At 70.8% G+C, this 26,129-nt stretch carries 22 protein-coding genes and 1 other RNA gene; 15 read left to right on the forward strand and 8 right to left on the reverse strand.

Features of this window, described 5'->3' with window-relative positions:
• Positions 1–18 precede the first annotated feature (18 nt).
• Positions 19–1,035: a hypothetical protein gene (locus tag ACIBI9_RS13710; RefSeq protein ID WP_397222324.1), complete on the reverse strand. Its 1,017-nt coding sequence runs from the start codon at positions 1,033–1,035 to the stop codon at positions 19–21.
• A 121-nt stretch (positions 1,036–1,156) separates the two neighbouring features.
• On the opposite strand from ACIBI9_RS13710, the gene prfB reads away from it, so the two are divergent.
• The 6 genes from prfB to ssrA all read left to right on the forward strand — a co-directional run bounded on the left by prfB (position 1,157) and on the right by ssrA (position 7,345).
• Positions 1,157–2,275, forward strand: coding sequence for a peptide chain release factor 2 (prfB, locus tag ACIBI9_RS13715; RefSeq protein ID WP_397222325.1), 1,119 nt, complete (start codon positions 1,157–1,159; stop codon positions 2,273–2,275).
• A gap of 391 nt (positions 2,276–2,666) precedes the next feature.
• Positions 2,667–3,356 carry a cell division ATP-binding protein FtsE gene (ftsE, locus tag ACIBI9_RS13720; RefSeq protein WP_091079803.1) on the forward strand — a complete coding sequence of 230 codons (690 nt, stop codon included), beginning with the start codon at positions 2,667–2,669 and terminating at the stop codon, positions 3,354–3,356.
• Positions 3,357–3,376: 20 nt separating this feature from the next.
• Positions 3,377–4,285 (forward strand): permease-like cell division protein FtsX, encoded by a 909-nt coding sequence (ftsX, locus tag ACIBI9_RS13725; protein ID WP_397222326.1) that lies wholly within the window; start codon positions 3,377–3,379, stop codon positions 4,283–4,285.
• A 22-nt stretch (positions 4,286–4,307) separates the two neighbouring features.
• Positions 4,308–4,775: an SsrA-binding protein SmpB gene (gene smpB / locus ACIBI9_RS13730; RefSeq protein WP_397222327.1), complete on the forward strand. Its 468-nt coding sequence runs from the start codon at positions 4,308–4,310 to the stop codon at positions 4,773–4,775.
• 19 nt (positions 4,776–4,794) lie between these two features.
• Positions 4,795–6,672, forward strand: coding sequence for a penicillin-binding transpeptidase domain-containing protein (locus tag ACIBI9_RS13735; RefSeq protein ID WP_397222328.1), 1,878 nt, complete (start codon positions 4,795–4,797; stop codon positions 6,670–6,672).
• Between the two features lie 289 nt (positions 6,673–6,961).
• Positions 6,962–7,345: a transfer-messenger RNA gene (gene ssrA, locus ACIBI9_RS13740) on the forward strand.
• Between the two features lie 222 nt (positions 7,346–7,567).
• On the opposite strand, the gene ACIBI9_RS13745 is transcribed toward ssrA, so the two are convergent.
• The 4 genes from ACIBI9_RS13745 to ACIBI9_RS13760 are packed head-to-tail and all read right to left on the reverse strand — an operon-like array spanning position 7,568 to position 12,000.
• Complete coding sequence (locus tag ACIBI9_RS13745; protein WP_397222329.1) at positions 7,568–8,188, reverse strand: response regulator; 621 nt, start codon at positions 8,186–8,188, stop codon at positions 7,568–7,570.
• Positions 8,185–9,393 (reverse strand): sensor histidine kinase, encoded by a 1,209-nt coding sequence (locus ACIBI9_RS13750; RefSeq protein WP_397222330.1) that lies wholly within the window; start codon positions 9,391–9,393, stop codon positions 8,185–8,187. The genes ACIBI9_RS13745 and ACIBI9_RS13750 overlap by 4 nt, the downstream gene beginning before the upstream one ends.
• Before the next feature lie 34 nt (positions 9,394–9,427).
• On the reverse strand, positions 9,428–11,248 hold the full coding sequence (locus tag ACIBI9_RS13755; RefSeq protein ID WP_397222331.1) for a hypothetical protein: 1,821 nt from the start codon (positions 11,246–11,248) through the stop codon (positions 9,428–9,430).
• On the reverse strand, positions 11,233–12,000 hold the full coding sequence (locus tag ACIBI9_RS13760; protein WP_397222332.1) for an ABC transporter ATP-binding protein: 768 nt from the start codon (positions 11,998–12,000) through the stop codon (positions 11,233–11,235). Before ACIBI9_RS13760 ends, ACIBI9_RS13755 begins: the two co-directional genes overlap by 16 nt.
• Positions 12,001–12,279: 279 nt before the next feature.
• On the opposite strand from ACIBI9_RS13760, the gene ACIBI9_RS13765 reads away from it, so the two are divergent.
• From ACIBI9_RS13765 to ACIBI9_RS13780, 4 genes are all read left to right on the forward strand, one after another.
• Positions 12,280–13,116, forward strand: coding sequence for a hypothetical protein (locus tag ACIBI9_RS13765; protein ID WP_397222333.1), 837 nt, complete (start codon positions 12,280–12,282; stop codon positions 13,114–13,116).
• On the forward strand, positions 13,113–13,718 hold the full coding sequence (locus ACIBI9_RS13770) for a hypothetical protein (protein ID WP_397222334.1): 606 nt from the start codon (positions 13,113–13,115) through the stop codon (positions 13,716–13,718). Before ACIBI9_RS13765 ends, ACIBI9_RS13770 begins: the two co-directional genes overlap by 4 nt.
• Positions 13,719–13,868: 150 nt before the next feature.
• A complete protein-coding gene (locus tag ACIBI9_RS13775; RefSeq protein ID WP_397222335.1) occupies positions 13,869–15,248 on the forward strand; it encodes a hypothetical protein in 1,380 nt (459 codons plus the stop codon).
• Entirely contained in the window at positions 15,245–16,405 is a 1,161-nt protein-coding gene (locus tag ACIBI9_RS13780; RefSeq protein ID WP_397222336.1) for an ARPP-2 domain-containing protein, read from the forward strand. Before ACIBI9_RS13775 ends, ACIBI9_RS13780 begins: the two co-directional genes overlap by 4 nt.
• On the opposite strand, the gene ACIBI9_RS13785 is transcribed toward ACIBI9_RS13780, so the two are convergent.
• Complete coding sequence (locus tag ACIBI9_RS13785) at positions 16,353–16,757, reverse strand: hypothetical protein (protein WP_397222337.1); 405 nt, start codon at positions 16,755–16,757, stop codon at positions 16,353–16,355. The two genes, ACIBI9_RS13780 and ACIBI9_RS13785, sit on opposite strands and share 53 nt — an antisense overlap.
• Before the next feature lie 99 nt (positions 16,758–16,856).
• Between ACIBI9_RS13785 and ACIBI9_RS13790 the strand changes: the two genes are divergently transcribed.
• The 5 genes from ACIBI9_RS13790 to ACIBI9_RS13810 all read left to right on the forward strand — a co-directional run bounded on the left by ACIBI9_RS13790 (position 16,857) and on the right by ACIBI9_RS13810 (position 23,378).
• On the forward strand, positions 16,857–17,819 hold the full coding sequence (locus tag ACIBI9_RS13790; RefSeq protein ID WP_397222338.1) for a GlxA family transcriptional regulator: 963 nt from the start codon (positions 16,857–16,859) through the stop codon (positions 17,817–17,819).
• A gap of 42 nt (positions 17,820–17,861) precedes the next feature.
• Complete coding sequence (locus ACIBI9_RS13795; protein ID WP_397222339.1) at positions 17,862–19,391, forward strand: serine/threonine-protein kinase; 1,530 nt, start codon at positions 17,862–17,864, stop codon at positions 19,389–19,391.
• A gap of 13 nt (positions 19,392–19,404) precedes the next feature.
• On the forward strand, positions 19,405–22,194 hold the full coding sequence (locus ACIBI9_RS13800) for a BTAD domain-containing putative transcriptional regulator (protein WP_397222340.1): 2,790 nt from the start codon (positions 19,405–19,407) through the stop codon (positions 22,192–22,194).
• Positions 22,195–22,267: 73 nt separating this feature from the next.
• On the forward strand, positions 22,268–22,852 hold the full coding sequence (locus ACIBI9_RS13805) for a hypothetical protein (protein ID WP_397222341.1): 585 nt from the start codon (positions 22,268–22,270) through the stop codon (positions 22,850–22,852).
• Positions 22,836–23,378 carry an OmpA family protein gene (locus ACIBI9_RS13810; protein WP_397222342.1) on the forward strand — a complete coding sequence of 181 codons (543 nt, stop codon included), beginning with the start codon at positions 22,836–22,838 and terminating at the stop codon, positions 23,376–23,378. Before ACIBI9_RS13805 ends, ACIBI9_RS13810 begins: the two co-directional genes overlap by 17 nt.
• Positions 23,379–23,599: 221 nt before the next feature.
• On the opposite strand, the gene ACIBI9_RS13815 is transcribed toward ACIBI9_RS13810, so the two are convergent.
• Together ACIBI9_RS13815 and ACIBI9_RS13820 are read right to left on the reverse strand one after the other, a co-directional pair.
• A complete protein-coding gene (locus tag ACIBI9_RS13815) occupies positions 23,600–24,670 on the reverse strand; it encodes a S1C family serine protease (RefSeq protein ID WP_397222343.1) in 1,071 nt (356 codons plus the stop codon).
• Between the two features lie 18 nt (positions 24,671–24,688).
• Positions 24,689–26,119 (reverse strand): AMP-binding protein, encoded by a 1,431-nt coding sequence (locus ACIBI9_RS13820; protein ID WP_397222344.1) that lies wholly within the window; start codon positions 26,117–26,119, stop codon positions 24,689–24,691.
• Between the last annotated feature and the right edge of the window lie 10 nt (positions 26,120–26,129).

Genomic DNA, 26,129 nt, shown 5'->3' on the forward strand with positions numbered 1-26,129 from the left:
ATTAGTCAACTTGAGTTGCTATTGACCGGAGGCGCGCGTCAGGGCGCCGTCGTGGGCGATGACGGCGGCGGCGGCCGGGGCCTTCAGAGGAGGCACCACGGTGGCGTACTGGTGCGTCTCGATCAGCTTGAGCGAGCGCCGCAGCACCGGACTGGTGATGGCCCACTGCGCCTGCTCCGGCACGGGGATGTAGTCGTCCTCGGCCGTCTTCGTGGTCGTGGACGTCGTGCGGGACAGCGAATACTGGATCAACGCCCCGCCGCCCTTCGTGCGCAGCGCGTAAACCGGGTAGTTGTCGGCGCTGAAGATCGAGTCGTAGCTGAACCCGTCGTTCTTCGCCTTCTCCCGGAGGCTGGCGATCTGCTCGGCCACGTCCGTCGTGTAGGGGCCCGCCGCCAGCAGCCCCGCCGTGACCCCCGCGGATCCCGTCTCGGCCACGCTGGCGTGCACGGGACCCATGAACTGCGGGCTGATCGTGACCGTTTTGTCATCGGGCGCCACCGTGGTCGCGTAGCCGTCGGCGTCGAGCTCGACCTCGGGCGTCTTCTGCCCGGACAGGAGCTGCGCCGCGGAGCTGAGCCGCCAGCGGTCGGACTTGGCGAACGTCAGCAGCGTCGGGCTCCCGTTGCGGGTCGCCAGCGCGCTGAACCACGGCGCCCGCTCTCCCGCCGGGAACTTCGGCACGTACAGTGTCGGCGGCCCCCAGCGGTAACGCGGCGGCGCGTAGTCTGCGGCGAGGTAGGCGGCCACGGTGAGCTGCGTCTGCCCGCCCGTCGTGAGATCGACGGCCAGCGCCAGTCGGCCCTGGAGGTCGCTCTTCACCCTCAGCGTGTCGTCGGTGACCGTGATCTCGTTGAACACCTTGGCGGCCTCGTCCAGCGTGACCGCCTGCTCGGCCACGGAGGGCGAAGGGGACGCGGAGGAGGTCGCGGCAGCCTTGGACGGCTCGGCCGGGGAATTGCCCGTGCAGGCGGTCGCCGCGGCCAGTACGCCGGCGGCGAGCGCCAGCACCTTCCGCCGACCGTATGCACGCACCTCGCCATGTTATTCGCGCCCGCGGGGCGCCGGGCCCTCCGGTGCCCGAACGGAAGCCGCCTCTTGACCACATGGGCGGGATGGGGGGTGTAGGCCTCCGGGGGAAGTAGGCTTGGGAGACGTGGCAGGCATCGATCCGGCAGAAGAGATCAACGAGCTCGCGGGCACGCTCCGCAGCATCCAGGACGTGCTCGACCTCGACGCGATGCGCAAGCAGATCGAGGAGCTGGAGCAGCAGGTTGCCGCACCGGACCTGTGGGACGACCCCGACCAGGCGCAGAAGGTCACCAGCAAGCTCTCTCACCTCCAGGGTGAGCTCAACCGCGTCGAGGGCGTCGCGCGCCGTCTCGACGACCTCAACGTCCTCTACGAGCTGGCGGCCGAGGAGGGCGACGACGACACGCGCGCCGAGGCCGACAAGGAGCTTGAGTCGCTCAAGTCCGACATCGGGGCTCTGGAGGTGCGCACGCTGCTCTCGGGCGAGTATGACGCCCGCGAGGCGCTCGTCACGATCAACTCCCAGGCGGGCGGGGTCGACGCCGCCGACTGGGCCGAGATGCTGCTGCGCATGTATCTGCGCTGGGCCGAGCGCAAGGGCTACTCGACCGAGGTCTACGACACCTCCTACGCGGAGGAGGCCGGCATCAAGTCGGCCACGTTCACGATCAAGGCGCCCTACGCGTACGGCACGCTCCGTGGCGAGCACGGCACCCACCGGCTGGTCCGCATCAGCCCGTTCGACAACCAGGGCCGCAGGCAGACCTCCTTCGCCGGGGTCGACGTCGTGCCGGTCGTCGAGCAGACCGACCACATCGACATCAACGAGGACGAGATCCGCGTCGACGTCTACCGGTCGAGCGGCCCGGGCGGCCAGGGCGTCAACACGACCGACTCGGCGGTGCGCATCACGCACCTCCCGAGCGGCATCGTCGTCTCCTGCCAGAACGAGCGCTCGCAGCTGCAAAATCGCGCCACCGCCATGAACGTCCTGCAGGCCAAGCTGCTGGAGCGCAAGCGGCAGGAGGAGGCGGAGAAGATGTCGGAGCTGCGCGGCGCCACCACGACGTCATGGGGCACGCAGATCCGCAACTACGTGCTGCACCCGTACCAGATCGTGAAGGATCTGCGCACGGGCACCGAAGCCGGCAACCCGTCGGCCGTCCTGGACGGCGACCTCGATGGGTTCATCGAGTCCGAGATCCGCTGGATGCGCCGCCAGGAGTCGGGGACGGCCGGCTAGAGCCCGCTCAGGTGCTTGAGCACCAGGCTCACGAAGAGCAGGACGACCAGCAGAAGGGCGATCAGAGCGGGTGACAGCCCGGCGAAGCCGTGCTGGTGCATCCGCTCCCTGCTGGCACGGCAGGTGGGGCAGCGTCCCTCGATCACAGGGTGGGCGCACTGCGCGCATACGAGGTGTTCACAACTCATGACAGCCCCAAGTCTAGCCGCACAATCGTTTTGTTTCCGTTATGGACTTTCCATGCCAGTCTTCCCCCTAGACTGTCGTCTGGCCAATCGGAACGTCGATCATCAGTAAAGACCGCGTAACCCGATCGGCCGGTGGCGGGAAGTGGGCATGTGCCACCCTCGCTTCCGTCCTGACCCCTAGACTGGCATGCCGTGATGCTCTCGTGATCCATTTCGATAATGTCACCAAGGTCTACGCGAACCAGAACCGGCCCGCCCTCGACCACGTGTCCGTTGACGTGGACAAGGGCGAGTTCGTGTTCCTCGTCGGTCCCTCGGGATCAGGCAAGTCCACGTTCCTGCGTCTGATCCTCAAGGAGGAGCGGCCCAACTCCGGCGCGATCCATGTCGCCGGTAAAGACCTGGCCCGCCTCTCCAACTTCAAGGTGCCGCACCTGCGCCGCCGCATCGGCTGCGTGTTCCAGGACTTCAGGCTGCTCCCGAACAAGAACGTCTACGAGAACGTGGCGTTCGCCCTCGAGGTCATCGGAAAGCCCCGGCGGTTCATCCGCAAGGTGGTGCCCGAGGTCATCGAGCTGGTCGGCCTGGAAGGCAAGGCCCACCGCATGCCCGACGAGTTGTCCGGCGGCGAGCAGCAGCGCGTCGCCATGGCCCGCGCGTTCGTCAACCGGCCCATGATCCTGCTGGCCGACGAGCCCACGGGCAACATCGACCCCGCGACGAGCATCGGCATCATGAAGGTGCTCGACCGCATCAACAGGACGGGCACCACGGTCGTCATGGCCACGCACGACGCGGCCATCGTCGACTCCATGCGCAAGCGCGTGGTGGAGCTGGAGGACGGCAAGATCGTCCGTGACCAGTCGCGTGGCGTCTACGGCCAGGCGTACTGACAGGGAGCTGCAGACAGAACATGCGGGCGAATTTCATCTTCTCCGAGGTCTGGATCGGCCTCCGTCGCAACCTGACCATGACGATCGCGGTGGTCATCACCGTTGCGGTCGGCATGGCGATGCTGGGCGTCGGCTTGATGATCAACGCCCAGGTCGGCATGATGAAGGGCTACTGGGACGACAAGGTCGAGGTCTCGGTGTTCCTGTGCACCAAGGGCTCGGCCATGGAGTCCTGCAAGGGCAAGGAGGTCTCCAACGCCCAGAAGGAGGCCCTCGACGCCCTGATCAAGGGCACCCCCGGGGTCAAGGAGGTGTTCTTCGAGGACCAGTCGACGGCGTACCAGAACTTCCAGAAGCTGTACGCGACCAACAAGGCCCTGGTGAGCACCGCCAAGGTCGAGGACATGCCGCAGTCGTTCCGCATCAAGGTGGCAGACCCCAACAACTACAAGTCCGTCGTGCAGGCCCTGCAGGGGAAGCCAGGCGTGTCGCAGGTGCTGGACCAGGCCCAGTTGGTCGGTCCGTTCTTCGAGATGCTCGACAAGCTCGCGTTCTACGCGCTCGCGGTGGCCATCATCCTGGTGCTGGCGGCGGCGCTCCTGATCGGCAACACGGTGCGACTCTCGGCGTTCAACCGGCGTAGAGAGACGGGCATCATGCGTCTGGTCGGCGCGTCCAACCTCTACATCCAGCTCCCGTTCGTCATGGAAGGCGTCATCGCCGGCCTGATCGGCGGGGTGTTCGCGGCGATCATTCTGATCGTCACGAAGGTCTTCCTCTTCGAGGAGCTGGGGCGCTACCTGGGCGACGCGACCGCGCAGCTGGGCTGGAACGATGTGGCCCAGACCATCACCATCACCATGGTCATCGGTGTGGTCATCTGTGTGCTTGCATCGTTCGTGACGCTCCGCCGCTACCTGAGAGTCTGAGGATCGCCGGTAAAGTCGAAGCATGCCACGTGAGACCGGGCGTAAGGTCATCGCCCAGAACAAGCGTGCCAGGCACGACTACCTCCTCGAGGACACCTTCGAGGCGGGTCTCGTGCTGCAGGGCACCGAGGTGAAGTCGCTGCGCGAGGGCCGCGCCTCGCTCGTCGACGGCTACGCCAGCATCGACGACGGCGAAGCGTGGCTGCTCAACGTCCACATCCCCGAATACTCCCAGGGGACGTGGACCAACCACGCCGCCCGCCGCAAGCGCAAGCTGCTGCTGCACCGCAAGGAGATCGACAAGCTCGCCACCAAGACGAAGGAGGGCGGGCTCACGATCGTGCCGCTGACGCTCTACTTCAAGGACGGCAGGGCCAAGGTCGAGATCGCGATCGCCCGAGGCAAGAAAGACTGGGACAAGCGGCAGGCGCTGGCGGAGCAGCAGGCGAAGCGGGAGATGGCGCGGGCCCTGCGGCACCGCAACCGATGAGACGGCGGCACCGCACCCCATGACACGCGCTCGCCGCATCCTTTCCGCGGCCGCCACCCTGGCGGTCGCCGGCACGACCCTGACCGGCTGCTTCGAGGAGCCCTCACCGCACGACGCGGTGCGGGACTTCCTCGTGGGCTGGCAGTCGGGCGACTACGAGCTCGCCGCCGGCCGCACCGACGGCGACCAGGCCACCGTGCGCAAGGCGCTGTCCGACGCCAAGCTGGAGCTCGACGCGGCCTCCTTCCGCTTCAAGATCAAGAGCCTCAGCATGACGGGCGAAGAGGCCAAGGCCGACTTCGACGCCGAGGTCGACCTGGGGGAGAACAACCCCCTCTGGGAGTACGACGGGATGCTCCCGCTCCACCTGGTGAACGGCACCTGGAAGGTGCGCTGGTCGCCTTCGGTGCTGCATCCCCAGCTCAAGGAGGGGCAGCGGTTCGCCGTCGACACCGACCCGAGGCCGCGCAAGCCGATCGTCGACCGCACGAACGAGCCGCTGCAGGGCAACACCGTCTTCTACAGCGCGGGCGTCTACCCCGCCAAACTCGGCGATCGGGCGGAAGAGGTCGCCGCCAAGCTGTCCAAGATCACCGACTACGCGCAGGACCGCCTGCTGAGCCGCATCAGGTCGTCGCCGCCCGACAAGTTCGTGCCGCTGGTCACGTTCGGGCGCTCGCGCTACCAGACGATGAAGTCGAAGCTCGACGCCATCGACGGGATCGAGACGGTGCAGCAGGACCAGCCGGTCAACCCGGAGCCGCCGCAGCAGATCGTCGGCAGCGTCAGCGCGCTCACCCCCGAGACCGAGCAGAAACTCGGCGGCCCCGAGCGGGCCGGTGACTCGGTCGGCAGGAGCGGCCTCCAGCAGGCCTACCAGGACTACCTGACCGGTTCGACGCAGACCAAGGTGATCACGCTCGACCTCAAGACCGGCAAGCAGGTCGCCCTGCTGAAGGAGTGGCGGGGCCGGGAGAACGTCTCGGTGAAGACCACCATCGACCGGTCCGTCCAGGCGGCGGCCGAGCAGGCGGTGGGCGAGACGGAGGCCAGCCTGCTGGTGGCGGTGCAGCGCGACACCGGCCAGATCCTCGCGGTCGGGGCCCAGGGCGAGCTGACCCGGCAGAAGGACCTCAACCAGGAGATGGGCGCGCTGGCCGGCAGGTTCCCCGCGGGCACGGCGTTCTCGATCGTGGCCGCGGACGCGCTGCTCAAGCGCGACGTCAGCCCCAAGCTGCGGCTGGCCTGCCCGGACGAGCGCACGGTCGGCGGCGCCAAGTTCGTGCAGGCCGCGGAGTCCACCGGGGTCACGCCCTCGGCCACCTTCCAGGAAAACTTCGCCAAGGGCTGTGTCACCGCGCTGGCCTCGCTGGCCCGCCGCGTCACGGCCGACGATCTGGACAGGAGCGCCAAGGCGTTCGGCGTGGGCCTGCCGTGGCGGCTGCCGCTCAAGTCGTTCAGCGGCGCGCTGCCCCCGCTGGCCGGCGACGCCGACAAGGCCAAGGCCATCGCGGGCCAGAACGTCGAGGTCAGCCCGCTCAGCATGGCGCTGGTGGCCGCCGCGGTCGCCTCGGGCACCTGGCGCCCGCCGGTGCTGGTGACTGACCCCAAATCGCCCGACCCGGCGGCGGAGGCCGCGCAGACCCCGCAGCCCGCCCCCGTACCCGTGGACCCCAAGGTCCTCGCGACGCTGAAGCGGATGATGGCGGCCGGCGCGACCGGCACGCCCGCCCAGGCGGGCAAGGGCAGGGTCTACGGCGTGACGGCCACGGCGGGCAGCCAGATGAAGTGGTTCGTGGGCTGGCAGGGGGACGTGGCGGTCGCCGTGCTGGCGCGCAACCACGACGCCGGAGCGGTCGCGGGCAGCTTCTTCTCGGCCCTTCGGAACTCTCCGTGAAATTGTTGTCGCGCTGAGCAACCATCCGAGGGTCCGGCTGCGTCTTACTGAGTGACTGGGCCCGCTCGGGGGGTTGCGGACCTAGTCGCCGTGATGAGATCAGGACTTCATCTCGGGGGAAGTCCTGCCGTCCGGACCGGCTCGACCCTGCCGGTCGGCCCCCGGGAGCGCGCGCCGCTGAGCCGTGCTCCCGGGGGTTTCGTCATGGGGAATCAAGTTGGCGTTGGGGGCGTTGTTCCCTGTAGATTCTTGTTGCTCACCTCCTCGGAGGTGTGTTGACAACTGCACAGGGGGTGACTGGCTTCGACTTCGACTTTGCAAGCCAGGTGAAGCGGGCCGAGGACTGCGGACATAACCTCGTTAATCCTGTGACCGCAAACAACAAGTGCCAATTCCAAGCGCACTGTGGCTGCCCAGGATTCCCTGGGCCTCGCTGCCTAAGTAGCGAAACCACTGTCAGCCCGGGAGTGCCTTCGGCCCGGTGTCTGGCATCGCTAGAAGGCTCAACCGCTCGACCCGGCCACGGGGGAGAGCGGGAAACCAAACAGTGGCTGGGCCCGTCGGCGACTCGCCTGCGTGATCGCCGGGGCCGAGAAAAGCACAGCAGGCTGCGCCCGGAGAAGCCCTGACTTGGGGTTGAAGGACGCGGGTTCGATTCCCGCCACCTCCACACCATCAGACCGCCTCTGTCCCACCGCGAGTGGGGCAGGGGCGGTTTTTTGTGTACGCACGGGTGCGGACGGTGATCGGCGGCGGCACGCAGGGCGAGCAGGGGTCCCAGGTCGCGTCGCCGTGTTCGGCTCCAGCGCCGGGACGCTGGGCGATCAGCCCGGGAGCTTGTCACCCTGGAGGCCCCCGGGGTGGTGGGTCTCTGTGAAGGCGGGCTGTTGGTCGACTAAGTGAGCAAACCTCGTCGATAACCCTCGCCGACGGCGGCGGCGCGGTCGCGGACGCCGAGTTTGTCGTAGATGTGCAGCAGGTGGGTCTTGATGCTGGCCTCGCTGATGAAGAGCTTGGCGGCCGCCTGCCGGTTGGAGGCGCCGTCGGCGATGAGGGCTAGGACTTGGAGTTCGCGGTCGGTGAGGGCAGCCTTGACCGGTCTGCGTACCTGGCCCATCAGGAGGCCGGCGACGGAGGGGGACAGCACCGGCTCGCCGGCGGCCGCGGCGCGGACGGCACGCAGGAGTTCGTCGGTGGGGGCGTCTTTGAGGAGGTAGCCGGTGGCGCCGGCTTCGATGGCGGGCAGGACGTCGGAGTCGCCGTCGAAGGTGGTCAGGACGAGGGTCTTGATGTGCGGGTGGGACTTGCGCAGGGCGGTGATGGCGGTGACGCCGTCCATTTCGGGCATGCGCAGGTCCATGAGGACGATGTCGACCTGGAGTGCGACGGCGCGGTCGATGCCTTCGCGGCCGTTGGCGGCTTCGCCGGCGACGTGGATGTCGGGTTCGGCCTCGAAGGCGGCGCGCAGGCCGTGGCGGACGATGGGGTGGTCGTCGACGATGAGGAGGCGGATCACCGGGGGTTTCCTTGGAGGGCGGGGACGGTGGCGCTGACGGCGGTGCCCTCGCCGGGCGTGCTCTCGATCTCGAGGGAGCCGCCGACGCCACGTAGGCGTTGTCTCATGCTGCTGAGGCCGAATCCCTTGCTGTCGGGATTGTGGATGCCGGTGCCGTCATCGCGGATGTCGAGGAGGACGACGGCGCCGGTGTAGGAGAGGGTGAGACCGGCGCGGGTGGCGCCCGCGTGTTTGGCGACGTTGGCGAGGGCTTCCTGGGCGACACGGAAGAGGGTGACCTCGATGGCGGGGCTGAGGGGGACGCGGTCGCCGGTCACTTCGACATGGAGGTCGACGCCGGTGGTCTGGGTCCAGTTGCGGGCCAGGGTGGCCATGGCTTCGGGGAGGTGGGCGTCCTCGAGCTGGTGGGGCTGGAGGGCGGCGACGGAGCGGCGGGCTTCGGTGAGGCTGTCCTGGGCGAGGCCGAGCGCGAGTTCGAGGTGGGTGCCGGCGTCCTCGACGCGTTGGGCGGCGCGTAGCTGGGTGATGATGCCGGTGAGGCCCTGGGCGAGGGTGTCGTGGATCTCGCGTGCCATGCGCTGGCGTTCGTCGAGGATGCCGGCCTGGTGGGCTTGGGCGAGGAGCTGGGCGTGGAGGTCGGCGTTCTCCTCCAGGGCGGTCTGCAGGTCGCTGACCGCCTTCCGGTATTTGCGCTGCCGGTCCTCGAGCCTGATCCCGGCGATGTGGCCGCCGCCGATGGTAATGGTCTGCACGGCGATGATCACCAGGTAGAAGGCGATGAGCTGGATGGTGGCCTGGGTCCAGTCGAGCGTCGATCCGTACAGGACGAAGGAGGTGGCGGCGACGGCGGCGAAGGTCCACTTGGAGGGAGCGAAGTTGCCTGCGAGGAAGAAGCCGGAGATGCAGTAGATGATGAAGATGGGGTCGTGGAAGGTCAGCAGCGCGGCGGTGGCCAGAACGCCGGCGAAGTGAATGGTGACGGCGACCCTCCGCCGGCGCACGGCGGCGGGGACGAGAGTGCGGACGCCGAGAATCCAGGCGAGGGCCAGGGCGGTGAGCACGAGGGTACGGGGGATCCCGCCTTCGGGCCGCTCAGATGAGGCCAGGCTGATGGCGAGGGAAGCGGCGAGGGTGATGTACGGGACGATCCCGACGACGCGCTCGAAGCGTCGTTCCCAGGTGGAGGGCGGGAAAGGGTCGTTCATCCGGGGCGCCCCTCCTCTCGGGGACGGATGGGTTTCACCTGGTGCCGGCCGATGAGGACGAGCTTAGGCGCATGGGGATCAGGATGGCGTAGCCGTACATGAGCAGCCCTAGGGCGATCATGAAGATGATGGTGGGCCATTGCCAGATCGGCGGGAGATGAAGGGCGAGGAACCATACGGGGTTCTCGATGCCGAAGATCTTCATGATCATGGGCACGAGTCCCTGGGGGAACAGGGGAAGCCAGGCGATGGTGTAGCTGATCGTGACGCCGATGCGGTGCTGGATGGGGAGGTCCGCGGTGGTGGGTTTGTCGGCCTGGGGTGCCGGGCCGTGCTTCATGAGGTTGAGCAGATCGATCCCGTGGTTCTCGAGTCTGCGGTAGGCGATCTTGCCGAGTCCCCAGGCACTGAGGGCGCCGGTCAGCACACCGGTGGCGATGCCGGCCCAGGGGTGAAGGAGGATGGCGCCGGCCGCGGGAAGGGCGGTTGCGGGGACCGTGACGAGCACGAGCCAGGCGAGGCCGGTTTCGGCGGTTTCGTCGGCGCCGGTGCTGAGCGGGTTGCCGCCGCGCTTGTGGGGGTCGGTGCCGGGGACGAGCGAGGTGACGGCGAGCAGGACGATGACCCCGGCGCCGCCGCCGAGGAGGGCGGGGAACAGGCCGAGTACCCACGGCCAGGCCCAGGTCTGGCCGCTGACGAGGGTGCCGGCCAGGGAGAGGACGACGGCGGCTGGGCCGACGATGAGGAGCCAGGCCAGTTGGCGGCCGCGTACGTCGGCGCGTTCCGCGCCGGGGGTCATGAGGGTGAGCCATAGGGCGGTCCCGTCGGCGCCGTAGAGGTTGGCCGAGGACGCGGCGGCCATCACGATCGCGATGAGTCCCGTGAAGGGCACCATGATCCAGGCGCCGATGGTGACGAGCAGGAGGGGGGCGACGATGGCGTAGGAGAAGGCGGTGGCGAGGAGCTGGATGCGGACGAGGTCGCGCCACCAGGCGCGCAGTTCCTTGGCGGCGGCGATGCGGGCGCCGCTGGTGGCGGGGAGGGGGCGGGGCGTGCCGCGGCGGGGCGGCACACCGCCTCGTGCGGCCGAGACGACGCGCCGCGACAGCAGGCCGGCCCAGGCGGTCAGGAGGAGGGCGATCACGCCGGCGTTGGCGACGAGGATGGCGAGGGCGAGGGGCCAAGGGGCTTCGACGGCGGCCACGCCCCATCCGGAGGGCAGGACGCGGACGAGGACCTGGGACCAGGCGGCGGTGTCAGCGCCGCCGAGGGCCACGGCGGGTGCCCAGCCGTTGCTGCACAGGGCGATGGCGGTGCCGGTGACGATGCCGACGGCGGCCGCGGTGGCGCGGGATCTGACGAACAGGCCGATGAGCGCCACGATGACGCGGGAGATCATCACCATGGTGATGAGCGTGGTGACGGCCGCTGCCAGGCCGATGAGCACTCCGGCCGGGCCGAAGCGCCAGCCGTACACGGGCAGGGACAGCAGGGCGATGAGATTGACCGCGGGTACGGGGCCCGCGAAGGCTCCGGCGAGCAGTGCCGCCGCGATCCGGCCTGGCGTGGCCGGGAGCATGGAGAAGTATTCGGGGCGGAGGGCCTCGCTGCCGCCCCCGATGAAGATGGGGCCGAAGATCCAGCCGGAGAGCCACACGGCCAGGGTGAGGGGCAGGTAGGCGGGCCACAGGACGGCGACGGCGATCGTTCCGAAGGCCAGGATCAGCCCGAGCGAGACGCCGGTGTAGAGGTTGGAGGCGTTGTCGCCGCGCAGGGAGTTGCGCATGAGTGCCAGCCGCATGCGGATCATGTGCTGTGCCATGGCGGCCGGGCCGGGGGTCAGGAGGTGAGCCATGCCAGCCCCTCCGCTCCTCCGGTGCGGGCACCGACGAGGTCGACGAAGGCGTCCTCCAGGGTTCCGGAGCCGCGTACGTCGGCCAGCGGCCCGGCGGCTACGACGCGGCCGTCGGAGATGACGCCCACCTGGTCGCAGAGCTGCTCGACGAGGGCCATGACGTGGCTGGAGATGATCACGGAGCCGCCGTTGGCCGCGAACCTGCGCAGGATGGTCCTGATCGTGGCTGCGGAGACGGGGTCGACGGCCTCGAAAGGCTCGTCCAGGACGAGCAGGCGGGGCGCGTGCAGGAGGGCGACGGCCAGGCCGATCTTCTTGCGCATGCCGGTGGAGTATTCGATGACCAGGGTCCGCTCGGCGGAGTCGAGTTCGAGGATCTGGAGGAGTTCGTCGGTGCGCTCGGCGACGACGGCGGGCTGCAGGCCGCGCAGCAGGCCGAGGTAGGTGAGGACCTCGCGGCCGGTGAGCCGTTCCGGCATGGCGTTGCCGTCGGGCAGCACGCCGATCAGTCCCTTGGCCTGGACGGTGTCACGCCAGACGTCCACGCCGAAGATCTCGGCGCTGCCGGCGTCGGGGCGGAGCAGGCCGACGGCCATGGCCAGGGTGGTGGTCTTGCCGGCGCCGTTGGGGCCGACCAGGCCGTAGAAGGATCCGGCGGGGACGGTGAGGTGGATGTCGTCGACGGCCAGGTGGTCGCCGAAGGCTTTGCGGAGTCCGGTGGTGCGGAGGGCGGGCTCCCGGTGTGTTGGCATGCCTTGAGAGTCGCGCGGGGGCGGGGGTGGCGGATCGTCCGGGCGGGGAGCGGGACGGTGGATTCCGGCATCAACCGATCGGTTGATGGGGGGAGGCTTAGCAGCAGACCCCACATTGCTGGCGCCCAGCTTCCGCTGACGCGCCGATCCAGCACATTTGGTACCGCTGACACCGCAGACCGTAACCAACGTGTGTTTTACATGTGCTTAGGTAGGTCTCTGACATTTTGCGTGCCGGAGTGAGGGTAAAGGGTGTCAAGGTACGGCTGGCGTCACTCGGTGTTCGCGCCTGTGGTGGGCCTGGTGTTCTCCGCGCTGCTGATGGCGGGCGGACTGGTTGAAGCGCTGCTGGTGTCCGTGGGCGCGACCACGGCCCCCGTGGCGGCGGAGCTTGTGGTCACGCTGATCATCGCGGTGTTCCTGACCGCGGTGCTCAGGATAGTCAGGGCCGTTCCGGACATCCGGCGGGAGAACGCCGCGACGGCTCAGGCCGTGACGAATGTCCAGGCGGTGAAGCCGACCGACGACACGCTGGTGGCGCGGCGGCTCAAGCTGTTCAAGGAGGCGGCCGAGGCCGGGAACGACTGCGAGGCGGTCCTGAGCGCCCGGTCCGCGCTGGACGAGAGCGAGATGGCCAACAAGCACCACATCGACCACGCGCTCATCTGGGCGCTGCCGGTCTTCGGGTTCATCGGCACGGCGCTGACGATGGGCGCGATGGTCAACTCGTTCTCGAACGCCCTGGACCGCGAGGGCGACCCCGGGGTGCTGATCGCCGCGCTCAAGCAGCACGTGCTGCCCGAGCTGGCCTCCGCGTTCGGCGTCACGCTGATCGCGCTGTTCCTGAGCGTGCTGGCGTTCGGCGCGATGGCCCTGGTCGAGCGGGGCGAGCGGGCCGGCGTGGTGGCCGCCGACGAGGTGTTCCTGATCTACATCGCGCGGCTGCCCGCCAAGCAGGCGGCCCCCGCCATGCACGGGCTCACCCAGGAGCTGGCCCAGTCCAGGGGCCGGACCGAGGAGCTCGTCAAGGGCCTGGACGCGCTGCGTACCGCGGTGGAGCGGCTGAGCGCGGCCGAGAGCCGCCCGCAGAAGTACACGCTGGTGAGGGAGCCGTGAGGAGGCGGCCCGCCCGATCGTTCGCCCCGCCGCTCGATCTGCGCTTCATCGACCTGTTCATGGCCATCGTCCTGGCGCTGTCGTTCGTCGCGATCATGCTCACCGTCGTGGCGCGGATGCTCCCGACGGACTCCCCCGCGACTCCGCCGCGCCAGGAGAGGAGCGTCGCGCAGCTGAAGAAGCAGCTCGACGCGGCCGTGGAGGCCAAGAGGAAGGCCGAGACGGAGCTGCGTACCACGCAGCAGCAGATCGCCGACCAGACGGCCTTCGCGCTGCCCTGGTGGCTGATCGGGTTCTGCGCCGTGCTCGGCGTGCTCGCCGTCTTCATGGGCTGGCGGATCCGGCTGTGGAACAAGGGGAACCTGCCGCGCCTGCGAAGCTGGCTGCTGGTCACCTTGGTGGTGGCCGTGGTCACGGCGGTGCTCAGGTCGCTGAGCGACGGCGACGGCTATCTGCTGCTCGCCGAGATCCCCTGGTGGGCCGCCGACGCGCTCTGCCTCGGGCTGTTGCTGGTCGCGTACGTGCTGATCTCCGTCATCCGGGAGAGCCACACCACGCTCGGCGAGATCAAGGCCCGCTCGGCGCGCACCGAAGCCCGGTAAATACCGTCGCATCGGTGCGTATGGCCCGGTAAGGTCCGGACCAGACTGGCCGCGGGACTCAGGTACGACTTCCGGAACCCGCTTGTACCGCGATGCTTCGCAGCTCGTGCCCCCATTCCCCGGCCAGTCCGCCGACCCCCGGGGGAGCCCATGGAGACCTACGCCGACCTGATCGAGTGCGAAGACGTCCTGATCTTCGCGAACGCGGCCATCACCTCCACCGGCCAGCGCGAGTTCCACGGCACGGCCGGCGAGCAGCGGCTCTCCCTCGACTTCCTGCACCGCTACGTCCAGGGCAACTATCCCGACCTGTACGCCGCCACGCTGGCGCTCGACATCAACGACCACAACGCCGCCCTGATCATCGCCAACCTGCTGAGCGGGCGCGCGGGCGACGGCCGGCTGATCGCCTGGCGGCTGGAGCGGATGAGCCCGCCCCGGGTCTACCGGCTCTTCGGGCGCCTGCGTCGCGACGGCGTCAACAACCGGCGCACCAGGACCGTCATCCGCGACTGGCTCACCGGCCGCCCCGACCTGGCCTTCGACGCGGTCAAGTATCGGGCGCAGGTGAAGTCGGCCGTGCGCCACGCCCACCTGCGGCTGCCGGGCGAGCTGGGCGACTTCCTGTTCGCGCCGTTCAGCCGGGCCCGCTACGAGACGCCCGTCCTGGAGGCGTGGCGCCGCGCGCACTTCGACAAGGGCGCCCTGTACGACCTCCCGTACACCGTCGCCGAGGGGTTCGCCGCCCGCCACGGCATCGGCAGGGAGATCTTCCTGGAGCGCATCGCGCCCCGGCTGACCAGGCTGGAGCGGCTGCGGCTGACGGAGTCCGCGAGCCGGGGCGGGGTGGACACCGAGGCGGATCTGGCCGCGATGCCGCTGGTCAGGCTGGCCTCGTACATCCTCTCGCTCCGCGCCGACGTGCGCACGAGCCGTCGCGCCGAGCTGGTGGGCGCGCTGCGGGCGGCGGCGGCCCGCGTGGCCGGGGCGCGGGCGGGCACGTGGGGGAGCGTCGCGGCGGTGCTGGACGACAGCTTCTCCTCGTTCGGGTCGCCGGTGAAGCGCCGCCGGCCGCTGGCGGTCGCGCTGGCCTGCCACTACCTGCTGGAGGCCCTGGCCGGCGACTACCGCGGCCTGTGGCTGTCGCGCAGGACCGACCCGCTCCAGGTGCGCCCGTACGGGCCCACGCCGCTGGGACAGCGGATCCTCGACGCGCTCGAACACCGGCCCGACTTGCTCGTCATCGTCTCCGACGGCTGGGACAACGCGCCGCCGGGGCTGGCGGGCGAGGTGCTGCGCGTCTGGCGGCGCAAGCTCGATCCGGGAGGCGAGGTGGGCATCGTGCACGTGAACCCCGTCTACGACGCCGACCAGTTCGACGTGCGGCGGCTGTCGCCCATGGTGCCGACGGCCGGCATCCGCGACGCCGAGGACCTGCCCGCGCTGGTGGAGCTGGCCCGGTTCGCGGAGGGGCGCACGGGGCTCGGGGAGTTGAGGACGTACCTGGAAGATCGGGCGGCACGGCGATGATGGATCTCACGGGGCTGGAGACGCGGCCCGCGCAGACCTGGGGAGGGCTGCGGCTGGTGCCGCTCGTGCGCCGCGAGCCCATCGAGGACCTGCGGCTGCACGCCAAGGTGTACGGCGACGAGCTGTCCATGGTCCACCTGCCGGACAAGACCCTCTACACGGCCTACATCCCGCACGCCTTCGTCGCGTCGTGGACCGGCGACGGGACCCCGGCGGCGAGCTACGGCACGCAGCTCGGGCAGCCGCTGAGCCACATGTGCATCAGGACCAGGCGCCGGATGGCCCGGCGGGTGGACAAGGGCCGGCTCCGGTTCCTGCCGCTGCACCTGGCCCTGGAGGGCTACCTCGCGCTGCACTTCGGCGGCCCCGTGGTCGCGTGGGAGGAGTGGTCGCGGCAGGCGCTCGTCCACGGGCTGTCGCCCCGCTCCGAGGAGGTCTACGCCGGGGCGGAGCTGCGCGGGCTGGAGGACGCGCTCAAGATCTTCGAGATCTACCCCGGGCAGTGCGGGCTGCTGCTGTACGCCGGTGACACGCTGGCCAGCGCTTTCGTGGTGCCGCACCCGGAGGACTACCGGGCGCTGCACCCGACGCTGGTCCGCGACATGTACGGCGAGCTGATCTACGACTATGCCCTGTTCTACCCGGCCAGGGACTTCCCCGCGGTGATCGACGAGAGCGCGGTCACCTCGCTGTCCGACCTGCGGGCCGAGGCCGTACGCGCCGAGCGGGACTGGGCCGGCTTCCACGACTCGGTGATGGCCGCAGGCCTTCTCCGCGCCCCCGCGCGGGTGGAGGAGGTCTACCGGATGGGCAGGTTCATGCTGAGCCGGTTCCTGCCCGCGTTCGAGCGGAAGAGCGAGAACCACATCGGCGAGACGATCACCGACGCGGACGGACGGCTGGCCTACCTGAAGACGTTCAGGCTGTCGGAGGCGCAGGTCAGGCGCGGTCACCTGCTGAGCACGCTGGCCGAGCACGACTGGAGCCTGCCGGCCGCCGCGGAGGGCCTGCGGGTGAGCGCCGCCGAGCTGGGGCTGCGGCTGGAACGGGCCGGGTTCGGGCACCTGCTGCGGCAGGACGTCCTGGACGGCTACCGCAAGGCGCTCAGTGAGCGCAGCCGGCGTACTCGTCGAGGCGCAGCATCGCCGCCAGCATGAGCGGGAGCATCGCCACGTGCGCCGCCGTCATCATCGTCCCGGCGTCGATGGCGCCCAGCCAGAGCAAGGGGAACAGCGGCACCACCGGGACGAACATCGCGGCGCACATCTCCAGCGTCGAGGCCCAGCCGTGCCCGCGGATCCGCATCCACGCGGCCATGCCGATCGACATGTTGACCGCCATGACCAGGTAGGCGAGCTCGGGCTGCTGCTCGTGGGACAGGCTGAGCCCGAGGGCGGACTGCAGCATGCCGAGCGCGAACATCCCGGCGAACATGGCGACGATCATTTCCACGTAATGGAGGGCGAACCTGCCCCAGCGGCGGCCGGTGCCGGTGTTTGTCGTTGTCATGCCACGACTGTCCCCGGGGCGCCGCCGCGTGCCAAGGGAGGTGGGCCGAGGAGGTCCGGAAACTTGGGCTCTCTGTCCTTCGGCCCTACAGTCGTGACCATGGAGGTACGACGGGTCGTCGTCGTGGCGTACGAGGCGGTGGGGTTACTCGACGTCGCCTGCGTCACCTCGACGCTGGAGGAGGCCAACTGGCACGGCGCGGCACCCTGCTACGAGGTGCGCGTGGCCACGCCGGGCGGGCATCCCGTCACCTGCGGCACCGGGCTGACCGTCCAGGCCCAGCTGGCGCTGGAGCGGATCAACGGGCCGCTCGACACGCTGGTGGTGTCCGGCGGGGTGGGCCACGACGACGCCGCGGCCAGCCCGCTGATCGTCGGCCACGTCCGCAGGCTGGCCCGCGAGAGCCGCCGCGTCGCCTCCGTCTGCACGGGCGCGTACGTGCTCGCCGCCGCCGGGCTGCTCGACGGGCGGCGCGCCACCACGCACTGGCAGCTGGCGCACGAGCTGGCGGCCCGGCATCCCGCGGTGGCCGTGGACGCCGACCCGATCTTCATCCGCGACGGCAACGTCGCCACCTCCGCCGGCGTCACCGCCGCCCTCGACCTCACGCTCGCCTTCGTCGAGGAGGACAACGGCCCCGAGCTGGCCCGTACGGTGGCCCGCAACCTGGTCACCTACCTGCAGCGGCCCGGCGACCAGGCGCAGATGAGCATGTTCGTCAGCGCTCCCGCCCCCGCGAACAACCTGGTCCGGCGGACCATCGAGTACATCGGCGCCCACCTGCGCGAAGACCTCACCACGCCCTCGCTGGCGGCCGAGGCGGGGGTGAGCGAGCGGCACCTGACCAGGCTCTTCCTCCAGCACCTGCAGCTGACGCCTGGGCGATATGTCCGGCAGGCCCGCACCGAGGCCGCCGCCCACCTGCTGGCGTCCACCTCGCTGCCGATGGCGTCCGTGGCCGTGCGGTGCGGGTTCGGGACGGCGGAGACCCTGCGGCAGGCGTTCGTCGACCGGTACGGGATCCCGCCGTCGCGCTACCGGCTGACCCAGGCGGCCGGGTGACCCGATCCAGGGAAATGCCGGGATCTGGCTAGTCTGTCTGCGATGAACGAGGTCATTGGCGGGTACACGCTGCGGCGCCTGCTCGGGCGCGGCGGCATGGGCGAGGTGCATCTCGCCTCGACACCCACCGGCGGCCTGGCGGCGGTCAAGGTCATCCATCCGGCGCTGGCCCGTGATCCGGCGTTCAGGCGGCGCTTCGACCGGGAGGTCGCGGCGGCCCGCCGGGTGGCCAGGTTCTGCACCGCGCCCGTGCTGGACGCGGGGATCGACGGCGACGTCGCCTACCTCGTCACCGAATACGTCAAGGGGCCCGACCTGGCGCAGGCCGTGAACGAGCAGGGGCCGCTGTCAGGCGGGAACCTGGAGGCGCTCGCGGTGGGCATCGCCACCGCGCTGAGCGCCATCCACGGGGCCGGGGTGATCCACCGCGACCTCAAGCCGTCCAACGTGCTGCTCTCGCCGCTCGGCCCCCGGGTGATCGACTTCGGCATCGCCCAGCTCGTGGAGCACGACAGCCTGGCCAGCCAGGCGATTCTCGGGACGCCCGCGTTCATGGCGCCCGAGCAGGTGCGCGGGGAGCCGCTGACCCCCGCGGCCGACGTGTTCGCGTGGGGCGGGGTGATCGCGTTCGCGGGGACGGGGCGGCTGCCGTTCGGGGGCGGGGCGCCCGCCGAGGTGCTGTACCGGATCACGCAGGAGGGGCCCAGGCTGGACGGGCTCGACGAGGGGATCAGGCAGGTCGTGGAGCGGGCGCTGGCCAAGGATCCGCGCCTGCGGCCGACGGCCCAGCGGCTGCTGGCGGACCTGGTCGGCGGCACCCGCCTGGCGACGGCCACCGAAGTGGTGGAACGCACCTGGACGGGCACCACGACGGCCGACGTGCGGCCCGCACCTCAGATGCCGCCTGCAGCGCCGGTGCCGATGCCGGTGCCGAAGCGGAGGCGGTGGTGGTGGGTCGCGGGGGCCGCCGGGCTCGTGCTCGCCGTCGCCGCCGCCGTGACCGTCCCCGCGTTGTCGCAGCAGAGCTGGCCGTACGAGGCCGATTTCGGCGACTCCTGGGAGATCGGCTCGTCAGAGGGCGGCAGCGCGCGGCCGGCGGGCTCCGGCTACGAGCTGACCGTCAAGCCGGGCTGGCGGCTGTGGAAGTCGGCCCCCAGGCAGGAGCCGGACGGCGGCGTGATCGTCAGCGCGAAGGCCACCCTCACGGAGGGGAGCGGGGAGTACGGTGTGTGGTGCCACGGCTCGGCGCGCTCCGGAGATCGTTACGAGTTCGCGGTGAGCGGCTCGGGCAAGGTCACGATCGTCAAGCGCCGCACGGGCACCCGGGGCACGACCCTGTACGGCCCGGCGGACGCGCGGAGCGCGGCCGTCAACCGCGTCGTTGCGGAGTGCGGCGAGAGCAGGGGCAAGGTGACGCTACGCATGTGGCTGAACGAACGCCTGGTCGCGGAGGCGTCCGACTCCGCCGCGCCCTACGGCCCCGGCGAGTCCGGCGTCCACGCCGCCTCCGGCGCCACCGGGTCCGCCCGCGTCCGCTTCGACTCCTTCGCGCTCAGGCCGGCGGGCACGTGATGCTGAGAGGTGCGTGAACGTGCGCTTCGGCGTGCTCGGGCCGCTGCGGATCGAGGCCGGTCAGGTGCCGGGGCCGGCCAAGCACCGCACGTTGCTGGCCGCGCTGCTGCTGTCGGCCCGTGAGACGGTGCCGGCCGAGCGGCTGATGTCCGTGGTGTGGGACGACCGGCCGCCGGCCTCGGCGGGGTCGGTGCTCAGGGTGTACGTGAGCGCGCTGCGCAAGCTCGTGGACGGCATCCACACGGTGCCGGGCGGCTACCTGATCGACGTCGAACGGGACGACGTCGACTGCCACCGGTTCGAGCGGCTGGTCGGCGGGGCGCGGCAGGCTCGGGCGGCGGGCCGGGGGGCGGAGGCGGCCGACGGGTTCAGGGCGGCCTTGGCGCTGTGGCGGGGGCAGGCGCTGGCCGACGTCGAGTCGTCCGTGTTGCGCCGGGCGCACGGCGTACCGCTGGAGGAGCTGCGCCTGACCGCGCTGGAGGAGCGGGTGGAGCTGGACCTGCGGCTGGGCCGGGGCGCGGAGGTGATCGGGGAGCTGCGGGCGCTGGTCGGGGCGCATCCGCTGCGCGAACGCGCCTGGGTGCGTCTCATCGAAGCCCTCCACCAGGCGGGACGCCGGTCGGAGGCGCTCGGGGCCTACCAGGACGCGCGCCGGACGCTGGTGGACGAGCTGGGCCTGGAGCCGGGCGCCGAGCTGGCCGACGCTCACCAGCGGGTCCTGGCCGGCGAGGACCGCCCTTCGACAGCTGTCGGCGATCGCGCCCCGGTCGACGAGCTGCCACCCGACATTTCCGATTTTGTCGGCCGATCGCCCGTACTCGAGTGGATCGTCCGGACGGCCCGCGAGCACGTGTCCGCCCCCGTGCACCTCGTCCTGCACGGCCCGCCCGGCTGCGGGAAGTCGGCCGTCGCGGTGCACGCCGCCACCGGGCTCGAACGCCCCGACGGCCGGCTCTACGCCTCGCTCGGCGCCCGGCCGCCCGGTGCCGTGCTGGAGGACCTGCTGCGCTCGCTGGGCTGCCCGGACGGCGCGGTCCCGCCGGCGCTCGACGAGCGGGTGCGGCTCTACCGGAGCATGACGGCACGCAAGCGGCTGCTCGTCGTGCTGGACGACGCCGCCGACGAGGCCCAGGTGCGTCCGTTGCTGCCGACCGGTCCCGGCAGCCTCACCCTGGTGACCAGCCGGTCGCCGCTGGCGGGGCTGGAGGCGGCGCGGGCGTACGAGATGGGGGTGCTCGACGGGGACGAGGCGGTGGCGATGCTCGGTGAGGTGGCCGGGCACGAGCGGGTGCGGGCCGAGCCCGAGGCGGCTCTGCGCATCGTACGGCTCTGCGGCCACCTGCCCCTGGCCCTGCGCATCGCCGGCTCCCGGCTGGCCAGGAAACCGGGCTGGACGCTCGACCACCTGGCGGGCCGCCTGGGGGACGAACGGCGCAGGCTCGACGAGCTCAGCGCGGGCGACCTCGCCGTGCGGGGCAGCCTCGCGCTCGGCTACCGGGGCCTGGCGGACCCGGAACGGCGGCTGCTGCGCGGGCTCGGCGCGCTGTCGGCGCCCGACTTCGCGTCGTGGGTGTTCGGCACGGACCTGGAGCCGCTCGCGGAGGCCGGGCTGCTGCAGTCGCGCGGCCTGGACGAGGCCGGCCAGGAACGGTACGGCTGGCACGACCTGACCCGGCTCTACGCCGCCGAACGCCTCGCCGAGGAGGAAGGCGGCCCGGAACGCGTGCTGGCGGTCATCTCGGGCGCGATCCTCGAACGGACCCGGCAGGCCAGGGCCTCCCTCCTGCCCGCCGAACCCGGCACCGGGCGCACCGAGGTCCACCTGCCCGGCACGGGGCCTTTGGAGACCGGCTGGCTGCGGCACGAGGCACGCTGGCTGAGCGCCGAACGCCGCTTCCTGGTGGCGGCCGTCGGGGACTTCTACCGCGTGGGCCTGTACGAGGCCGCCTGGCGGCTGGCCTTCTACCTCACCCCGCTGTTCGAACTGGGCGCGCACCACGATGACTGGCACGCCACCACGGCGACCGGGCTGGACGCGGCCAGGGCGGCGGGTCACCGGCACGGCGAGGCGCTCCTGCTGCGCGGCCTGGCCGACCTGCACCGAGCCGAAGGGCGCACCGAGTCGGCGGCCGCGGCGCTGCGGGCGGCCCAGCCGCTGGTGGAAGGGCTGGAGCTGGCCAGGGTCACACTCCGGCTCGGCCTGGTCCAGGCCCGCCCGGCGGAGGCGGAGCAGGCGTTCGTACGGGCCCTGCGGGTCTTCGAGGAGGCGGGCGACCGGCGCGGGCGGGCCGATGCCTTACGGGCGCTGGGCGCGTTGCGCAGGGACGAGGGCCGGCTCAACGAGAGCCTGAGCGCGTACCAGGACCTCGGCGACCCGCGTGGCGAGGCGGAGGCGCTGCTCGACCTGGGCAGGCTGCACCTGGGCGGGGGCAGGCTCGCCGAGGCCCGCGGGTGCGTGGAGCGGCGGCTGCGGATCAACCGCCGCCTGGGCGACCGGCTGCCCGAGGCGGGGGCGCTGCTCGTACTGGCCGAGGTCGCCAGGGCGGAAGGCGCGCCAGGAGCCGCGGCCGGCTCCGCGAGGGAAGCGCTGGAGACGTTCGTCTCGTACGGGGACCGCCGGGGTGCCGCGCAGGCCCTTATGGCGCTCGCCCGGGCCGCGCTGGACCTCGACGACATTGACGATGCGGTTGAGGCGCTTACGCGTGCTATGGGAGAGTTTGACCGCCTCGGTGACGAGCAGGGCAGAGCCGAGGCCGACCGGCTCGCGCAGGAGGCCCGTAGACGGCGTGGCCGGCGGATATAGCGGACTATGCGGATCCTGAACGCCGCCTCCCTACGGTGAGAGCCACATCCCCGACAACGAAGGTGATCTCAGAATGCGAAAGACGATCGCGCTGGCTGTCGCGGCGGTCGCGCTGGCCGGTTGCGGTGCGCTCCCGGGGTGGCAGGTCGGCGGCGGCGGCGAGGAGAAGCAGCCCCAGACCGTCGCGGAAACCACCACCGAACCCCCGGCCACCGCCACGGCGCAAGCGGCGCCCCCGCAGGAGACCAGGGTGATCGCCAGCCGCGAGGCCGACGTGTACGGGGCCGGGGAGCACGGCAAGGCCCGCGTCGACATCACCGCGCTCAAGCGCCAGGGCAGGACCCTCAGCCTCAACTGGACGATCACCGCGCTCGACGGCAAGATCAACGTCCACAACGGCCTGGGCACGGCCCCGCTCGACTTCACGGTCTCGGGCGTCTCCCTGATCGACCCGGTGAACGCCAAGCGCTACCGCGTGGCCCGCAACGGCACCGACGAGAACGCGAAGTGCGTCTGCTCCGGCACCCAGGGCCAGTTCCTGGACAAGGGGGAGGCCTCCACGCTGTACGCGGTCTTCGCGGCGCCTCCCGCGGACGTCACGAAGATCAACATTGAGATGCCCATGATCGGCGTGCTCACCGATGTTCCGATCTCTTAGCGTCGCACTGGCCCTCGTCCTGTCGCCCACCCCCGCGCCCGGCGCGCCGTCCGACGCCGTGGGCGCGGTGGAGGACCTGGTGCTGCCCGTCGAGGACATCATCGGCGAGGTCGAGTCGCTGGACGGCACCGAGAGCGAGACCAAGCAGGGGCGCCAGGTGACGGTCTCGCTCACGAGTGACGTGCTGTTCGCGCTGGACAAGTGGCGGCTGACCGCGAAGGCGAGGCAGCGGCTGCAGGAGGTGGCCGCGAAGGTGAACGCCGACGGGGCGGGCGGGGCGGTCAGGGTCGAGGGGCACACGGACGATCAGGGGAGCGACTCGTACAACCTCGCGCTGTCGCGGCGGCGGGCGCAGGCCGTGGAGACGGCCATGCGCGGGCTGCTCACGGGGGCGGGGGTGAGCCTGGAGGCGCGGGGGTACGGCGAGAGCCGGCCGCGGCGGCCCAACGTGGTGGGCGGGAAGCCGGTCGCGAAGAACCGGGCGCAGAACCGGCGGGTCGAGATCGTCTTCACCGCCAAGCAGTGACCCCCTGAGGTCCCTCGGACGGACCGACGGCCGCACTCCGGCTGAGGTCCTCCAGGGCCCGCCCGTGGGCGGCGGCGCCTCCGGCATGCGGTCCCTTGGGCCCCGCCCGTCGGGCTGAGGGCCTCGCGGCGGGCGGTGGGGGCGTTGCCCGCACGCGGGTTCCCTTTGAGCGCCGGTGCGGCGAGGTGGTGATCGGCGCAAGGGGTGCCGTCTGCGGGGTGTCACTCGGTGCGGAGCTGGCCCAGGGTGACGGTGACCGTGGTTGTGGTGCCGTCGGAGCGTTGGACGCCGACCTTGGCCTTGTCGCCGGGCCTGAGGGCGGCGATGGCCTCCGCGAGGGACGCCATCGTCGGCGTGTTCTTGTCGTTGATCGAGACCACCACGTCACCGGCCTTGATCCCCGCCTTCTCCGCCCCGCTGCCCGGCTCCACCCGGATGACGCCCACCCCGATCGGCTGCCCCTCCGTGCTGATCACCGTGCTGCCCTGGATGCCGAGCGCGGCCCGGTGGCTGTTGGTGACCTTGCCGTACTTGACGATCTGGGTGGCGATGTCCCTGGCGGTGTTGCTCGGGATCGCGAACCCGATGCCCGGTGCGGCGCCCCCGCCCAGTTCGGGGTCGGTGGCCGCGAGCGTGGGGATGCCGATCACGTTGCCCGACAGGTCCACGAGCGCTCCGCCGCTGTTGCCCGGGTTGATGGCGGCCGAGGTCTGGATGGCGCCGGCGATCGTGGCCCCGGGGGAGCCCGCCTCCTGAGGCTCGGAGACGGTACGGCCGAGAGCCGAGACGATCCCGTTCGTCACGCTGCCCGACAGGCCCAGCGGGTTGCCCATGGCGAGCACGATCTGCCCGACCCGCAGCTTGGACGAGTCCCCGAACCGCGCGGGCCGCAGCCCGTTCGGGTTGTCCACCTTGATGACCGCCAGGTCACCCGCGTTGAAGGACTTGACGAGCCTGGCCGAGCGCGCAGGGCCGCCGGTGGCGATCGTGACCTCCATCTTGGTGGCCTGGCCGACGACGTGAGCGTTGGTGACGATGTGTCCCGCGGTGTCGAGCACGATGCCGGACCCGAGCCCGACCCTGGTGGTGATCTGGACGATGGACGGCAGGACGTCGGCGATGACGTCCTCGTACGCCGACTCCAGCGAGTGCAGCGACAGCGGTGAGGGGGAGGCCGACGGCGAGCTGTGCGGAGTCGCGGGCGACGGTGTGGCACTGGAAGTGGTGGGAGGCGCGCAGCCCGCGAGCAGCAGCACGAAAGCAGTGGCCAGTATCGCGACGATCCCCCTCATGGCAGGACTCTTCCCAGCTCAGCCCGAAAGATACGCTTCCCGTACGTTGTGCCTGCTCAGCTTGCCGGTCGGCGTGCGCGGCAGCGACTCCCGGTACTCGATCACCCGGGGATGCTTGAGCTTGGCCAGCCGGGGAGCGCAGTGCCGCAGCAGCTCCGCCGTGAGTTCGTCCCCGGCCACCGTGCCGGCCGCCGGCTGCACGAGCGCCACGACCTTGTGCCCCCACTCCGGGTCCGGTACGCCGATCACGGCCACGTCCGCGACGGCCGGGTGTTCGAGCAGCGCCGCCTCGATCTCGGCCGGGTAGATGTTGACCCCGCCGGAGATGATCAGGTCGGTCCGCCGGTCCAGCAGGAACAGGTAACCGTCGTCGTCGAGGTAGCCGATGTCCCCAGGTGTGTACGCCTGGCCGCGCATCGCCGCCGCCGTCTTGTCCGGGTCGCGGTGGTACTCGAACCGGTTGATCCCGCCGATGTAGACCAGCCCCGGCGAGCCCGGCCCCATCTCCTGGCCGTCCTCCCCGACGATCGTGAACGACATCCCGTCCAGCGCCCTGCCGACCGTGCCCGGCCTGGCCAGCCACTCCTGCGAGGACACCATGGTCGCCACGGCCGCCTCGGTGGAGCCGTAGTACTCCCACAGCACAGGCCCGAGCCAGTCGATCATCGCCTGCTTGGTGGCCGGCGGGCACGGGGCCGCCCCGTGGTAGAGGTGGGTGAGGGACGACAGGTCGTACGACTCCCGATCCGGCACCCCCAGCAGCCGGTGGAACATCGTGGGCACCATGAACGCGTTCGTCACCCGATGCCGCTCGATCAGCCGTAGCGCCTCGACGGCCTCGAACCGCTCCGGCGCCACGATCGCGTGCCCCGACTGCAGCGCCATCATGGCCTGCCCGTACGGCGCCGAGTGGTAGAGCTGCGAGCACACCAGGTGCACCCCGCCGAAAGGCAGCCCGAAGTGGCGCCAGCTCTTGCGCATGAGGATCGGGTACAGCTCCTCCGGCGTCAGGTCCAGCAGCCGCCGACGTACTCCTTTCGGCCGTCCCGTCGTCCCGGAGGTGTAGAGCATCATGGATCCAGCCCGCCGGTGCGGGGGTGCGGTGGCGGGCTGCCCGTCGGCGAGCTCGGCGACCGTGCGGGCGTCCGGCGAGATCACCACCTCGGCCCCGCAGTCGGCCACGATGTAGTCGATCTCCTCGGCGGTGAAATGCCAGTTGACGGGCACGAGGTAGGCGCCGGTCTGGTACGTCGCGAGCATCATGGTGAGGGCGTCGAGCCCGTTCTTCAGCACGGTGACGACGCGGTCTCCGGGGGCGACTCCGCGTGCCGTCAGACCGTTGGAGACCTGGTTCACCCGGGCGAGAAGTTCACCGTAAGTGGCGCCGGTGTCACCGAGGAGCGCGGGACGTTCAGGGTCATGGGCTGCGATCTCGTAAAAACCCCTCATGTTCGCAGAC

The sequence above is a fragment of the Nonomuraea sp. NPDC050451 genome, assembly GCF_044458585.1.